Origin of the sequence: Brucella sp. (assembly GCF_032066345.1) — a bacterium.
Lineage (GTDB): Bacteria > Pseudomonadota > Alphaproteobacteria > Rhizobiales > Rhizobiaceae > Brucella > Brucella pseudogrignonensis.
In genome coordinates, this window is record NZ_DAMBKZ010000002.1 from 267,788 (window position 1) to 282,432 (window position 14,645).

Sequence of the window (14,645 nt, forward strand, 5' to 3'; positions counted from 1 at the left end):
TAATAAAGGCCGGGCAATGCCCGGCCTTTTCTTTTCAATGTTCACCATATTTAAAACCGGCTATAGGATAGTTCCGTCAGTTCTCTTCTACCTCTCGTGCTTTGCAAAGCACGAGAGGTAGGTTCAACAATGCATAGCGTCCTTTGTGCGTCCAAACGGACGCACGGCGCTATGGCAAGCCGGACATACAAGCCGCATGAGCGCACACGACCTGAAGCTCGATGAAATCGTCAATCCCGAAACACTCCGCCGCAAGATCAATGAGCTCGCGGATTCGGCCGACGAAAACTACACAAGTATGCCCGTTCGCAAGGTTGTGCTGCAGGCGCTCAAGGATGCTCTGGTGCGCGGTCGCGCCAATGCCGAAAATCTGCTGATGAAGGATGGCGGCGGCACGCTTTGCGCGCGGCGCCTGTCTTATCTGATGGATACGCTGATCAGCGTATTGTTCGAATTTGCCAGCACCAAAGCCTATCCGATGCTTAATCCGTCGAAAGCCGAGAACATGGCGGTTGTGGCTGTTGGTGGCTATGGTCGTGGTGGGCTTGCGCCCGGTTCGGACATCGATCTGCTGTTTCTGCTTCCCTATAAGCAGACGCCGTGGGGTGAGCAGGTCGCCGAATATATGCTTTACATGCTCTGGGATATGGGGCTGAAAGTCGGCCACTCCACCCGCAATATCGACGAATGCATTCGTCTTTCGCGCGAAGATATGACAATCCGCACCGCCATTCTGGATGCGCGTTTTATCATCGGCAATCGCGATCTGTTCAGCTCTCTCGTCACTCGTTTTGACGAAGAAGTGGTCAAGGATACGGGGCCTGAATTTATCCAGGCCAAACTTGCCGAGCGTGACAATCGCCACAAGAAGGCGGGCGAAACCCGCTATCTGGTTGAGCCAAACGTCAAGGAAGGCAAAGGCGGCCAGCGCGATCTGCATACGCTGTTCTGGATTGCCAAATATTTCTATCGTGTCAAAAGCAAGGAAGAGCTGATCAAGCTCGGCGTGCTGTCACGAGCCGAATTGCGCCTGTTCAACAAGGCCGAAGATTTTCTCTGGGCCGTGCGCTGCCATATGCATTTTGCAACGCTGAAGGCAGAAGAGCGCCTTTCCTTCGACATTCAGCCGGAAATTGCTCAGCGTCTGGGTTATACGGCGCATCCCGGCCAGAACTATGTCGAACGCTTCATGAAGCACTACTTCCTCGTCGCCAAGGACGTCGGCGATCTGACGCGCATTCTCTGTGCGGCGCTGGAAGAAGAACAGGCAAAGCATGTGCCGGGCTTCAACCGCATCTTCCTCACCTTCTCGCGCCGCAAGCGCAAGCTTGCCGGAAGCAATGATTTCGTTTCCGAAAACCATCGCATCAACATTGCCGATGCAGATGTGTTCAAACGCGATCCGGTCAATATCATCCGTATCTTCCATCTTGCCGACAAGCTCGGGCTGGAATTTCATCCCGATGCCATGCAGCAGCTCACCCGCTCGCTGAAACTCATCAATTCGGAACTGCGCGAGAACCCGGAAGCCAACAGGCTGTTTCTGGAAGTGCTGACCTCGCCCCGCAATCCTGAGCTCATTTTACGCCGCATGAATGAATCCGGCGTGCTCGGTAAATTCATTCCGGATTTCGGCAAGATCGTCGCGATGATGCAGTTCAACATGTATCATCACTATACGGTGGATGAGCATCTGCTGCGTTGCATTGCCGTGCTTTCCGAGATTGAGCATGGTGAGCTGGAAAACGAGCACCCGCTTTCAAACCATTTGATCACCACCATCAAACGTGATCGCAATCTGCTTTATGTGGCGATGCTTTTGCACGATATCGCCAAGGGGCGGCCCGAAGATCATTCGGTTGCAGGCGCACGCATTGCCAAAAAACTTTGCCCGCGTTTCGGCCTTTCGCCGTCGGAAACCGAAACCGTCGAATGGCTGGTACGCGAACACCTGACCATGAGCATGGTTGCACAGTCACGCGATCTCAACGACCGCAAAACAATCGTCGATTTCGCCGATACGGTGCAGACGATGGAGCGGCTGAAGCTTCTGCTGATCCTGACGGTCTGTGATATCAAAGGCGTCGGTCCCGGCGTGTGGAACGGCTGGAAAGGCCAGCTGCTGCGCACGCTTTTCTATGAAACCGAGCTGGTTCTGACCGGCGGCTTCTCCAAATTGCCACGCGCCGATCGCGACCGGCAGGCACGCGCAGCCCTTGCCGAAAAGCTTGCCGATTGGCCGGAAGCAGAGCGCGAAGCTTATCTCAGCCTGCATTACACCAATTACTTCCTCACCGTCAGCCTTGACGATCAGGTGCGTCATGCGCATTTCATCCGCGATGCCGACCAGAATGGCCGTGCGCTGGCGACGCTTGCAAAGCCGCATACATTCGAGGCAGTGACGGAAATCACCGTGCTTGCACCCGATCATCCGCGCCTTTTGTCGATCATCACAGGCGCTTGTGCTGCGGCTGGCGGCAATATTGTCGATGCGCAGATTTTCACCACCGGCGACGGGCGTGCGCTCGATACGATCCTGATCAGCCGCGAATTCGACACAGATGAAGACGAACGCCGCCGTGCAGAACGCGTGGGCAAGGTGATCGAAGACGTGCTGTCGGGCAAAGCGCATCTGCCGGATGTACTTGCCAAGCGGACAAAGCCCAAGCGCGGTGCAAAGGCTTTCAAAGTCGAGCCGCGTGTCGAGATCAACAACGCTCTTTCCGACAAGTTTACGGTGATCGAAGTGGAAGGTCTTGACCGGCCTGGCCTTTTGTCTGAACTGACCGGCCTTATTTCTGACCTTTCGCTGGATATTGCTTCGGCGCATATCACCACCTTCGGCGAGAAGGTGATCGACAGTTTTTATGTTACCGATCTGGTAGGACACAAGATTTCAAATGCAACCCGACAGGGCAATATCAGGCGTAAGCTTCTTGCCGTGCTGGGCGGTGAAAACGGCGCCAAAACCAACGGTCGCGCAGCAGCATAGGTTTTTCAGTAAATGAGTTTGGTCAAAAAGTTCGCAACCGTTGCGTCTGGCACGCTGATGAGCCGCATTTTCGGCTTCACGCGCGAAATGTTCATGGCAGCGGCACTTGGCACCGGCCCGGTTGCCGATGCGTTCAATGCCGCTTTTCGTTTCCCGAACACGTTCCGCAGATTGTTTGCCGAAGGCGCGTTCAACGCAGCTTTTGTACCACTTTTCGCCAAGGAAATTGAAAAGAATGGTATGGAAGGCGCCCGTCGCTTTTCTGAAGAAGTGTTTGGCGTTCTTTTCACTGTGCTGCTTTTCATCACCATCGCGATGGAACTCTCCATGCCGTTTATCGTGCGCACGGTCATTGCGCCGGGCTTCACCGACGATCCGGTGAAGTTCGACAATACGGTGCGGCTCGCGATCATCATGTTCCCCTATCTGGCCTGTATGTCGCTTGCGGCCATGATGGGCGGGATGCTGAATTCGCTGCATCGCTATTTTGCGGCAGCCATCGCACCGATCTTTCTCAACATCATCCTGATCGGCGTTCTGGCCTTTGCTTGGTGGAAGGGTTATGACGCGCTGGCTGTTGGTTATGGGCTATCCTGGGGCGTGATGGCGGCGGGTCTTGTGCAACTGGCAATCGTCTGGATCGCCGTGCGCAATGCAGGCATCAAAATCGGCTTTCGCCGTCCGCGTCTTACCACCAATGTCAAACGCTTGCTGATACTGGCGCTGCCTGCGGCAATCACCGGCGGCATCACGCAGATCAACCTGCTGATCAACACCAACATCGCATCGGGTATGGAGGGCGCGGTTTCCTCGCTCGTTTATGCCGACCGCATCTATCAGCTGCCACTTGGCGTCGTGGGTATTGCGGTTGCAACCGTGCTTCTGCCGGAATTGTCGCGCGCACTGCGCGGTGGGCATATGAAGGAAGCCTCAAACCTGCAAAACCGCTCGGTCGAGTTCACGCTGTTCCTCACGCTTCCTGCAGCCGCGGCCCTTCTGGTGATGTCGGAACCGATTGTGCGGCTTCTGTTTGAACGCGGTCAGTTCAGTGCCGAGTCAACACTTGTGGTTTCAAACATTCTGGCGATCTACGGCATCGGCCTGCCAGCTTTCGTGCTGATCAAAGCCTTCATTCCGGGTTTCTTCGCGCGCGAAGACACACGCACACCGATGATTTTCGCTGCAATTTCCGTGGTTGTGAATGTCTCACTGGCCATAACACTGTTTCAGCGCATGGGACCAAGCGGTATTGCGATTGCAGAAATCACCGCTGGCTGGGTCAATGCGGCGTTGCTTTTTGCCACGCTGGTGAAGCGCGGTCATTGGGGCAACGATATTCCTTTGCTCACCCGTATTCCGCGTCTGCTGATTGCAGCCGGTGTCATGGCCATCGGCATTCATTTTGCTATCGGCTATTTTGCTCACGAGCTTTCATCGGCATCGTCTTTTGGCGTGCGTGCTGGAACCGTCACGGCCATGGTTGTGGCAGCAATGGTCGTCTATTTCGGGCTGGCCTTTGGGCTTGGTGGTGCAAACACCGGCATGATCCGCCGCAACATCAAGCGTGGCGCTGTGAAGAAAGAGCCTGAGAGCGAAGTATAATTCACTCTTGAAAGGCCGCTATGCCTCTGCGAAAAGACGTCCATTAAAAACACCTTCGCTCTCCACCGGCGAAGGCCAACATCAGGATTACATCATGAGCACGTTCAAACCGCTTGTCTTCTCCGGCGTTCAACCGACCGGAAACCTTCACCTTGGTAATTATCTGGGTGCCATCAAGCGGTGGGTAGAGGTTCAGGAGACGCAGGAATGCATCTACTGTGTGGTAGACATGCATGCCTTGACCGTCTCGCCCGATCCAGCCGAGTTGATCCAGTCAACCCGCGAAGTGACGGCCGCCTTCCTCGCCTCCGGTATCGACCCCAAGCGAAGCATCGTCTTCAACCAGAGCCGCGTGATGCAGCACGCCGAACTGGCATGGGTGTTCAACTGTGTGGCGCGCATCGGCTGGATGAGCCGCATGACGCAGTTCAAGGACAAGGCTGGCAAGGACCGTGAAAATGCGTCGCTTGGTCTCTTCGCTTATCCAAGCCTGATGGCTGCCGACATTCTGCTTTATCGCGCAACCCATGTGCCTGTTGGCGAAGACCAGAAGCAGCATCTGGAACTTACCCGCGACATCGCACAGAAGTTCAACAACGACTATTCCGACCGCATTGCTTCGCTTGGCATCGGTGTGGACATGCAAGTTGGTGACGAACAGGTTTCAGGCTTCTTCCCGCTGACCGAACCGATGATTTCGGGTCCGGCCATGCGCATCATGTCGCTGCGTGACGGCACGAAGAAAATGTCAAAATCCGACCCGTCGGATCTGTCGCGCATCAACCTGATTGATGACGAAGAAACCATCAACAAGAAGATCCGTAAGGCCAAGACCGATTCCGACGGTCTGCCTTCGGAACTGGATGGTCTGAGCGGTCGCCCTGAAGCAGATAACCTCGTCGGCATCTATGCAGCGCTTTCATCGAAATCGAAGCAGGATATTCTGGGTGAATTTGGTGGGCGTCAGTTCTCCGAATTCAAGGCAGCACTTGCCGATCTGGCTGTTGCGAAACTATCGCCAATCACCCATGAAATGCGTCGTCTGGTGGCTGATCCTGCCTATATCGACAGCGTTCTGAAAGATGGCGGAGAACGTGCAAGCGTGATTGCTGAAGCAAACATGCGCAATGTCCGAGACATCATCGGCTGGCTGCAGAACTGATAATAACCGCTTGTAATATTCTGGCGCTGCCTGCTTGCGGGCGGCGCTTTGCAATGCCACATTATCGCCATGGTATCAAAACGACTTAGCCGGGAAGCCGGCCACCGCCGCAAGTTTCTTGCCGTGATTGACGAGACGCCCGAATGCGGGCGTGCCGTTGCCTATGCTGCACGCCGCGCGAAAAACTCAAACGGCGCGCTTGTCATGCTTTTCGTCATCGACAATTCAGATTTTCAGCAAATCCTGGGCGTGGGTGAAATCATGCGCGCCGAAGCTGAAGAGCGCGCGCGTTCGACGCTGGAAAAATTCGCTGCAAAAGTGCGCGAAGAACAGGGTATCGAGCCTGAGCTGATCATCCGTGAAGGTCGCATCTCCGACGAGCTGCCGAACCTCATCGAAGAAGATCAGGACATTGCAATTCTGGTGCTGGCAGCGGGATCAGGTAATGAAGGCCCCGGCCCTCTCGTGCAGTCTCTGGCCAATCGCGCACAATTCCAGATTCCCGTCACCGTCATTCCAGCCGGTCTTTCGGATGAAGACATTGATGCGGTGACATAATCACCCTATATTGATCGTAACGCGCATGCGCCCTTTGAGATGAGGCTTGCCTTAATGCGCATCCATGCTTACGAAAAGCTTCTGATATTGAAAGCGGAGAACTGATATGTTCATCCAGACCGAGACCACGCCAAACCCGGCGACCCTGAAGTTTCTGCCCGGCAAGGTCGTGATGCCTGAAGGCACAGCGGATTTCCGCGATGCGGCAAGTGCTGGCAATACATCGCAGCTTGCTGCCAAGCTCTTTGCAGTTCCTGGCGTGACCGGCGTTTTCTTCGGCTATGATTTCATTACCGTGACCAAGGAAGATGGCGAGTGGCAGCACTTGAAGCCGGCAATCCTCGGCACGATCATGGAACATTTCATGTCCGGTGCGCCAGCAATGACTGGCAACGCGGCCGCCAATGCCGGTGACGATCATGGCGAAGAAGAATTCTTCGATGAAGCCGATGTCGAGATCGTTGAAACCATCAAGGAACTGATCGAAACCCGCGTGCGACCTGCAGTTGCTCAGGACGGCGGCGACATCACCTTCCGCGGTTTTGAAAACGGCACCGTGTTCCTGCACATGAAAGGCGCCTGCTCGGGCTGCCCTTCGTCGACAGCGACACTCAAGCACGGCATCCAGAATCTTCTGCGCCACTTCGTGCCGGAAGTTCAGCAGGTCGAGCAAATCTAAGCTGTTATAATTCCTAACAAAAAGGCCGCTTTTCAGCGGCCTTTTTGTTTGTGGAGTTTTGGTTAAGCCCGAGTGGCGATTGAACTTTTTCAAGGCGTGATGCGTCAGCATCTTCGCGCCTTGGTATTACTGCCTCACGATAACCTTTGCGCCCTGCTCTGCGCGTTCATAAAGATCGATGATGTCCTGATTCATCATGCGAACGCAGCCTGAAGACATGGCTTTACCGATGGACCACCATTCTGGCGTGCCATGGATGCGGTAGCCGGTATCTCCGCCCTTGTTGAAGAGATAAAGCGCGCGCGCACCAAGCGGGTTTCTAAGGCCCGGTTCCATACCATTGCGGTATTTTGCCAGTTCAGGCTGGCGCTTGATCATAGCCGATGGAGGGGTCCAGGTTGGCCATTCGCGTTTCATGGCAACACGCGCCGTTCCTGACCAACCGAAGCCTTCACGGCCCACACCAATGCCATAACGCATGGCCTTGCCGTCTGGCTGCACCAGATAAAGGAACTTCTCGCGCGTCTCGACAATGATCGTGCCCGGCGCTTCATCGGTCTGATACTTCACGATCTGGCGGCGATATTGCTGTGGAATCTTTTCATTCGGGATAGCTGGAATAGTATAGCCAGCATCACTGATCGACGAATAGGACGCAGTATAAAAAGTGCCACCCACCGTGGAGCAGCCCGCAAGTGCACCACCAAGAAGAAGTGCTGCGGTCAGCTTCAAAACACGAGACTTCATGAATTTCCCCCAGATTGAGATTTTCCATCATCAGGAGCGAATCGCTCATTCATGTGCAAAGTTGCGTCAGTATTGTTAACCAGCCGTTAACCGTAAATTGAAAAATCCTGTTTTAGCCATTTTCTTGCCATCTTTTCCAAATTTTCGCCACTCGAATGCCGTCGGAAATCAGCGTTCTTTGATTGCTCAAAGCGATTTGAGGGAGCAAAATGCGTGAATGCCGATCGTGATTCCCAACAAAACACACCCACTTTCTGACGGACGACAATCCGAAAACGCGATGCTCGTGCGTCGTGGTGTGCAGCGTCTATTCCTGGAAATGGGGCTGGCGACTTTGCCGGAGCTGCCACTGGCATCCGGCCGGCGCGCCGATCTGATCGCCGTCAGCCGCAAGAGCGAAATCTGGATCGTGGAGATCAAATCTTCTATCGAAGACTGGAAGGCTGATCGGAAATGGCCAGACTATCGCGCGTTTTGTGATCGGCTGTTTTTTGCAACACATCCATCCGTGCCGCGCGAAATCTTTCCGGAAGATTGCGGCTTCATTTTATCGGATGGTTATGGCGCGGAAATTCTGCGCGATGCACCAGAACACAAGCTCTCAGGCGCTACACGCAAAGCGCTGATGCTGCGTTTTGCAAGAGCAGGTGCTGCTCGTCTGACGATTGCAGAGCTTGCAGGTCTCGATGTACCCGAGACCGATATAGATTAAAGCCTGAAATGCTTGTGAAGCTTGGTTTTAGCGCGGTGCGCGCTTGGCCAGAATGCGCTGCAAAGTACGGCGATGCATGTTGAGACGACGCGCCGTTTCGGAAACATTGCGCTCGCACATCTCGTAAACGCGCTGAATATGCTCCCAGCGAACACGATCAGCGGACATCGGATTTTCCGGCGGTGCAACCTTTTCGCCCGGACGACGGGTCAGAGCTGCAAAAACCTCATCAGCATCAGCTGGCTTGGAAAGATAATCAATCGCGCCAAGCTTCACAGCATTCACCGCAGTAGCGATGTTGCCATAGCCGGTCAGTACAATCGCACGCGTATCGGTGCGGCGGGTGCGGATGGCTTCAATGACGTCGAGGCCATTTCCATCGCCAAGGCGCATATCGACAACGGCATAAGCGGGTGCGGAAGCTTTTGCGGCAGCGATGCCTTCCTCGACTGATTCAGCCGTGGTCACTTGAAAGCCCCTTCCTTCCATTGCGCGTGCAAGGCGCTGCAAGAACGGCTTATCGTCATCAACCAGAAGGAGGGTCGGATCGTTGCCTATGGCTTCGGTGTCTTCCTGCTTCAAGTCGTCCATCGGGATTCTTCCTGCCTGTATTTTTGTTTCCTTATTGATATCCCTGCGGCAAAAAGTCAAATAGCCATTGAATTATTGAAGCAATCTCAGCAAAATTTAAATTGCAACAGAGCGTAAAGCATTGTGATTAAATGCAATTTCTAATCGCGCGCACGAAAATTTGATGAAATTGAAGCGCCGTGCGTAAAGCGACAGCACTTCAACCCAAGATTAATTGTGCAATATATTCATTAGCTTACAATGAAAGCGGATCGAGGCCATGTGACTTTTACTTCTGCACCCTGCCCCGGATTCTTGCGATTTTTAAAGCTAATCTGCGCTCCAGAGCGTTCCAGCAGTGTTTTTGCGATAAAAAGTCCCAATCCAAGACCACCGCCACCGTTATGTGCACTGTCACGACTGGTCATATAGGGCTCACCGATTCGGTCCAGAATTTCTGGTTTGAATCCTTCACCATCATCCTGAATGGTCACGCTGACGGTGTTTTCAGTCCAGCCCCAGGTGACGCTGACCTTATCGCGCGCAAAGTCGACAGCATTCTCCACCAGGTTGCCGAGACCATAAAGAAGACCCGGATTGCGACGCACCACTGGCTCAGGCTTCGGACCTTCCTGCTTTTCCACTTCAAGCAAAATGCCGAAATCACGATGCGGCTCGATCACTTCCTCAATCAGCGATGAGAACGGCAGCCTCGACATATGCTCTTCGTTTTCGGAAGAGAGGCTGGTGAGCCGCTGGAGGATTTCACGGCAGCGCGCAGCCTGCGATTGCAGCAGGGCAATGTCTTCAGCAAGGCCCGGATCGCTGTCCGGTTTTTTGGCATAGGTACGCTGCATTTCCTTGACGACCAAAGTGATGGTGGCAAGGGGCGTACCGAGTTCGTGCGCGGCCGCGGCGGCCAGCCCATCAAGTGCCGTCAGGTGCTGCTCGCGTTGCAGGATGAGTTCGGTGGCAGCAAGAGCATCGCCCAGCTGGCGTGTTTCTTCCGCAATGCGATAGGCATAGACACCGGTAAAGCCCAGTGCAGCAATGATCGCGCACCAGATGCCTGAGACAAACAAAATCGGCAAATCGAGATGTTCGCCCGGATACCAAGGCAGAGGCCTGTAATAGAGCATCAACACAGAGGTGCTGAGCACAACCAGCAATGCGAGTGCCAGCGTATGACGCACGGAAAGCGACGTTGCTGAAATGATGACTGGAGCAATCATCAGGATAACGAAGGGATTCTGAACGCCGCCCGTCAGATAAAGCAATCCTGCCAGTTGCAGAATATCGAACGCCAGCACGATACTTGCCGCCGTCGGGCTTAAACGGTGATTGGTGGGAAAGCGAAATGCCAGATAGAGATTGAGCCATGCGGAACATGCAATCAGCGCGAAGCAGATACCGACTGCAAAATTGAATTGCAGATAGAGCGCCACGAACATGACTGTCGCGGTTTGCCCAGCAATTGCCAGCCAGCGCAGACGCACCAACGTGGTCAGGCGCGGCTTTCGCGAAAGATTTGAAGCCCGATTGTCGAATTCTGCGTGCATGATCACCCCTATCCGCCCCTTATGCGGCAAGGCGCATATTCACGCAAGCAGAACTGTGTCATCCAGTCGCAGGCTTTGGCGTGCATGACACGCAACGCCCTATTATGTGGGGAATTTTCAAGTTTCCCCTCATGGGCAAAACCTGCCAATCAGCAATTGTGTCAATTTTGTGAAGGAATTATAACAGGACTGTCTGCAAAGCGATGGAGGGCGCCGCGTGATTGTCTTCAGGGGGAAGATATCGTCCGGGCTTGGAAAACATTCCGAGCTCGTCATTCCTGGAAAACAACATCTGGATAATTCACCAAAGGACTGGCCGGATCACTTTGCATCCGGCTCGCTGAATGTGCAGATCATGGAATACCCATCCATTCTGAAAAGTCGTCGCAAGCAGCTAAAGGCGCTGGATCGCGGCCTCGTTCCACCGAGCATCACTATCCCGCAGCACGAAATTTTGAACAACAGTCTGCGCCGCAAATTCTTCAAGCCACGCCGCGGCATTGGCCAGGCATGGCGGGCGACGCTTTATGCGCATTCCCGTTCCATGAATGTATGGATTTTCCGGCGTATCGGATCGCATATGCACGACTGCATTGAGCTGATCTCGGACAAGCGCATCCGTGAAAATCTCAACATCCGCGATCAGGATGAGGTCCACGTCGTTCTGCATTCCTGATCGGCATCAGGTGCCGCGTGGCTTGGCCCTGCGGGTGGCTTCTGCATTGGCTGGGTCTTCCGGCCAGACATGGCGCGGATAGCGGCCACGCATATCGGAACGCACATCGGCCCATGAACCCTGCCAGAAGCCCGGCAGATCACGCGTGATCTGGATCGGGCGGTGGGCGGGGGAAAGCAATTCAAGCAAAAGCGGTACTTTGCCATTGGCAATGGCCGGATGAATGCCAAGGCCGAACAGCTCCTGCACGCGCACGGCGAGAACCGGCTCCTCCGTGTCATAGCGAATTGGAATATTTGAGCCGGTCGGAACTTCAAAATGTGTGGGTGCCAGTTGATCGACAAGGCGTTGCAGATCAAACGGCACAAGGCTCATAAGCCCGTTTTTCAACACATGCGCCGGGATGCGGTCGAGTTGCGCTTCGCCAGTGAGGAAGGGCAAAAGCCAGTCGTCGAGACGTTCAATGAGATTGTCGTCATCCATAGACGGCCATGGATCGCCGAGACCGCGATAGAGCCAGCCCAGACGACGACGCAGGATTTCAGCCTCTTTGCTCCAAGGCAGAATATCAAGTCCATGCTCACGCACGGCAGCGATCACGCCTTCATCGGCGCTCACGCCGGAAGGTGCGGCAAGCGGCTTTTCCGACAAGGCAATAGCGCCAATGCGAACGGCTTCACGGGCACGCAAAGCGTTCTTTTCTGCGTCGTAGACGACTTGGCGGCCGCTTTCGATCTTGTTGCCAAGAGCAGTGCGGATTTCGGTTTCTGAGACTTCAGCCGCAGAAAGCACGCGTGCGCGACCTGCCTTGCCCGACATATCGGCCACCACCAGCCATTGCGCGCGGCTGAGGCTGATAGCGGGATCGACTTCGCCGCCACGACCATTAGCCAGCAGGAATTGCCCTGTTGCCCCACGCGCCTTGGCGATACGGTCCGGATAGGCGTCGATTAGTATGCGGCCAACACTGGAATCGGCAGTTTCGCCTTTGTTGGGCACATTTGCAGCCAGATGTTTCGCCAGTCCTTTGGCGCGCTGGGCGCGATCAGAACGGTCATTGCGGAACCGCGACATGCGTGTGTCGAGGTCGGTTTCATTGCCGCCAAGACCACGCTCGGTCAGAAGAACGGCAAGCTCTGCAGCGCGCAAAGCTTCACCGCGTTTTCCCGCTTCCGCCACCATATGTGCAAGGCGTGCAGGCAAGGCGAGTGAGCGCATCGCCTCGCCGTCAATTGTCAAGCGTCCAGCCTCATCAAGCGCACCAAGCCGGCTAAGCAATGCCTTGGCTTCTTTAAGAGCCGGTAGCGGCGGCTTGTCGAGCAGCGAAAGCGTTGCTGGATCGGTCACGCCCCATGCAGCCGCATCGAGCACGAGGCCGGAAAGATCGGCCTCCAGAACTTCGGGCGGAGAGAACGCAGGGAGCGAAGCCGTTTGTCCCTGATGCCAGAGGCGGATGGCGATGCCCGGTTCGGTACGACCAGCACGACCAGCGCGCTGATCAGCACTCGCGCGCGAGGTACGCACGGTTTCAAGACGGGTCAGGCCAGTGGCGGGTTCATATTTTGGCAGGCGAGCAAGGCCAGAATCGATCACCACCCGAACACCATCGATGGTGATGGAAGTTTCGGCAATTGAAGTGGCAAGCACTACCTTGCGATGGCCTGCGGGCGCTGGCTTGATTGCCGCATCCTGATCACGGCCTTCCATCGCACCATATAGCGGGGCCAGAATGATATTGGCAGGCAGAAACTTTTCCAAAATTCCTGCGGTACGTTCGATTTCGCCCTGACCGGGAAGAAAGGCAAGGATGCTGCCCGTTTCATCGGCCAGCGCCTCGCGAATGGCTTTCACCATCGCATCTTCAATACGTTCGTCAGGCTTGCGGTCGCGGTGGCGAATATCGACGGGGAAAGCCCGGCCTTCGCTCTCAATGATGGGCGCATCGCCCAGAAGTGAGGCCACACGCGCACCATCAAGTGTTGCCGACATGACGAGAATTTTGAGATCGTCTCGCAAAGCGGCCTGCACATCGAGCGCCAGTGCCAGACCGAAATCGGCATCAAGGCTGCGCTCGTGAAACTCATCGAACAGGACGGCGGCGATACCCTTGAGATCGGGATCGTCGAGGATCATGCGTGCAAAAACGCCCTCGGTGACGACAAGGATTTTGGTCTTCGCCGAGACCTTGCTTTCAAGACGCATACGATAGCCGACTGTTTCGCCCGGCTCTTCGCCGAGCAACTGCGCCATGCGGCGGGCGGCAGCGCGGGCGGCGAGACGACGCGGTTCGAGCAGCACAATCATGCCGTCGCCGCGCCAGCTTGCATTTAAAAAATGCAGCGGCACCAGCGTCGTCTTACCCGCGCCGGGAGGAGCAACCAGAACCGCACTTGCATGGGTGACAAATGCGGCGTCAAGCTGCGGCAGAATGCGGGTAACGGGAAGATCGGGCAGACTCGTCAAATGAAATTCCGTATTATAAAGGCGTTGCTTTGGTGCTTATCCCACAAGGAACGACGATGATCCATATCCGAAAATCTAATCCGGCGGATGCCCCCGCCCTTACCGCTATCTGGCGCGCGAGCGTGCTGGCAACACATGACTTTCTAAGCCGAGAAGATTTCGCTGAAATCGAAAAGCTGCTCGGTGAGCAATATCTGCCAAATGTGGAAGTCGATGTCATTGAGGATGACGGCAAGCCGGTCGGCTTCATGGGCATGACCGATAACAATATCGATAGCCTGTTCATTTCGCCCGATCAGCGCGGCAAGGGTATTGGCAAGCATATGATTGCGCACGCGAAAAAGCGGGGCACTCTGACCGTCGATGTGAATGAGCAGAACACGCAAGGCGTGGGCTTTTATCGCCATGTGGGCTTTGTCGAGACAGGTCGCTCGGAAACGGATGATCAGGGACGCCCTTACCCGCTGCTGCATCTCAAGCTTGAGGCTTAAAAACTGCATTAGACAAATTGTGCGGAAAATCATTCTCTCAAGAGGTGTTTTCAGAGTAATTGACATACTCCCCTATAGTATATAGGCTTCGTGAAAATCGGGAGATTCCATGCCGCATTCACCGGAAGACAAAAAGCGCGCTTTGACGCGCCTGCGCCGCATCAAAGGCCAGGCCGAAGGCTTGGAGCGCGCGGTGGAAGCAGGCACGGAATGTGCTGCCTTGTTGCAGCAGATTGCGGCGTTGCGCGGGGCTGCCAATGGATTGATGGCGGAAGTGCTGGAAAGCCATTTTCGCGAGACATTCGGCCAGGCTCGTGAGACGATAGCGCGCGATGCTGTGGCAGATCCCGATGCAGAGATCGATGAAATCATGCGGATTTTGCGCACCTATCTGAAATAGGCGCATAAACGAACACTGAAATTGAAGGGAATAT

13 protein-coding genes are annotated in these 14,645 nt (G+C 55.0%); 9 read left to right on the forward strand and 4 right to left on the reverse strand.

Going from position 1 to position 14,645, the window contains the following annotated elements; all coding sequences use genetic code 11:
* Positions 1–196: 196 nt before the first annotated feature.
* From RT142_RS03805 to RT142_RS03825, 5 genes are all read left to right on the forward strand, one after another.
* Complete coding sequence (locus RT142_RS03805) at positions 197–2,992, forward strand: [protein-PII] uridylyltransferase (protein ID WP_113496054.1); 2,796 nt, start codon at positions 197–199, stop codon at positions 2,990–2,992.
* Positions 2,993–3,004: 12 nt separating this feature from the next.
* Complete coding sequence (gene murJ, locus RT142_RS03810; protein WP_007873233.1) at positions 3,005–4,594, forward strand: murein biosynthesis integral membrane protein MurJ; 1,590 nt, start codon at positions 3,005–3,007, stop codon at positions 4,592–4,594.
* A 94-nt stretch (positions 4,595–4,688) separates the two neighbouring features.
* Positions 4,689–5,756, forward strand: a complete 1,068-nt coding sequence (gene trpS / locus RT142_RS03815; RefSeq protein WP_200635551.1) for a tryptophan--tRNA ligase — start codon at positions 4,689–4,691, stop codon at positions 5,754–5,756.
* Positions 5,757–5,825: 69 nt separating this feature from the next.
* Positions 5,826–6,314 carry a universal stress protein gene (locus RT142_RS03820; RefSeq protein ID WP_007873229.1) on the forward strand — a complete coding sequence of 163 codons (489 nt, stop codon included), beginning with the start codon at positions 5,826–5,828 and terminating at the stop codon, positions 6,312–6,314.
* Positions 6,315–6,420: 106 nt separating this feature from the next.
* Positions 6,421–6,993, forward strand: a complete 573-nt coding sequence (locus RT142_RS03825) for a NifU family protein (RefSeq protein ID WP_007873227.1) — start codon at positions 6,421–6,423, stop codon at positions 6,991–6,993.
* A gap of 126 nt (positions 6,994–7,119) precedes the next feature.
* Here RT142_RS03825 and RT142_RS03830 read toward each other — a convergent pair whose 3' ends face one another.
* Positions 7,120–7,740: a L,D-transpeptidase gene (locus RT142_RS03830; protein WP_064320064.1), complete on the reverse strand. Its 621-nt coding sequence runs from the start codon at positions 7,738–7,740 to the stop codon at positions 7,120–7,122.
* Between the two features lie 217 nt (positions 7,741–7,957).
* Between RT142_RS03830 and RT142_RS03835 the strand changes: the two genes are divergently transcribed.
* Positions 7,958–8,452 carry an MmcB family DNA repair protein gene (locus RT142_RS03835; protein ID WP_007873222.1) on the forward strand — a complete coding sequence of 165 codons (495 nt, stop codon included), beginning with the start codon at positions 7,958–7,960 and terminating at the stop codon, positions 8,450–8,452.
* 27 nt (positions 8,453–8,479) lie between these two features.
* Here RT142_RS03835 and regA read toward each other — a convergent pair whose 3' ends face one another.
* Entirely contained in the window at positions 8,480–9,043 is a 564-nt protein-coding gene (regA, locus tag RT142_RS03840; RefSeq protein WP_007873219.1) for a global response regulator transcription factor RegA, read from the reverse strand.
* A 230-nt stretch (positions 9,044–9,273) separates the two neighbouring features.
* Positions 9,274–10,581 carry an ActS/PrrB/RegB family redox-sensitive histidine kinase gene (locus tag RT142_RS03845; protein ID WP_007873216.1) on the reverse strand — a complete coding sequence of 436 codons (1,308 nt, stop codon included), beginning with the start codon at positions 10,579–10,581 and terminating at the stop codon, positions 9,274–9,276.
* A gap of 217 nt (positions 10,582–10,798) precedes the next feature.
* Between RT142_RS03845 and RT142_RS03850 the strand changes: the two genes are divergently transcribed.
* Positions 10,799–11,257, forward strand: coding sequence for a DUF120 domain-containing protein (locus RT142_RS03850; protein ID WP_105518074.1), 459 nt, complete (start codon positions 10,799–10,801; stop codon positions 11,255–11,257).
* 6 nt (positions 11,258–11,263) lie between these two features.
* On the opposite strand, the gene hrpB is transcribed toward RT142_RS03850, so the two are convergent.
* Positions 11,264–13,720, reverse strand: a complete 2,457-nt coding sequence (gene hrpB / locus RT142_RS03855) for an ATP-dependent helicase HrpB (protein ID WP_313027472.1) — start codon at positions 13,718–13,720, stop codon at positions 11,264–11,266.
* A 56-nt stretch (positions 13,721–13,776) separates the two neighbouring features.
* Here hrpB and RT142_RS03860 point away from each other — a divergent pair, with 56 nt between their 5' ends.
* Together RT142_RS03860 and RT142_RS03865 are read left to right on the forward strand one after the other, a co-directional pair.
* Positions 13,777–14,211, forward strand: coding sequence for an acetyltransferase (locus RT142_RS03860; RefSeq protein ID WP_313027474.1), 435 nt, complete (start codon positions 13,777–13,779; stop codon positions 14,209–14,211).
* A gap of 109 nt (positions 14,212–14,320) precedes the next feature.
* Complete coding sequence (locus RT142_RS03865) at positions 14,321–14,611, forward strand: metal/formaldehyde-sensitive transcriptional repressor (protein ID WP_007873209.1); 291 nt, start codon at positions 14,321–14,323, stop codon at positions 14,609–14,611.
* Positions 14,612–14,645 lie beyond the last annotated feature (34 nt).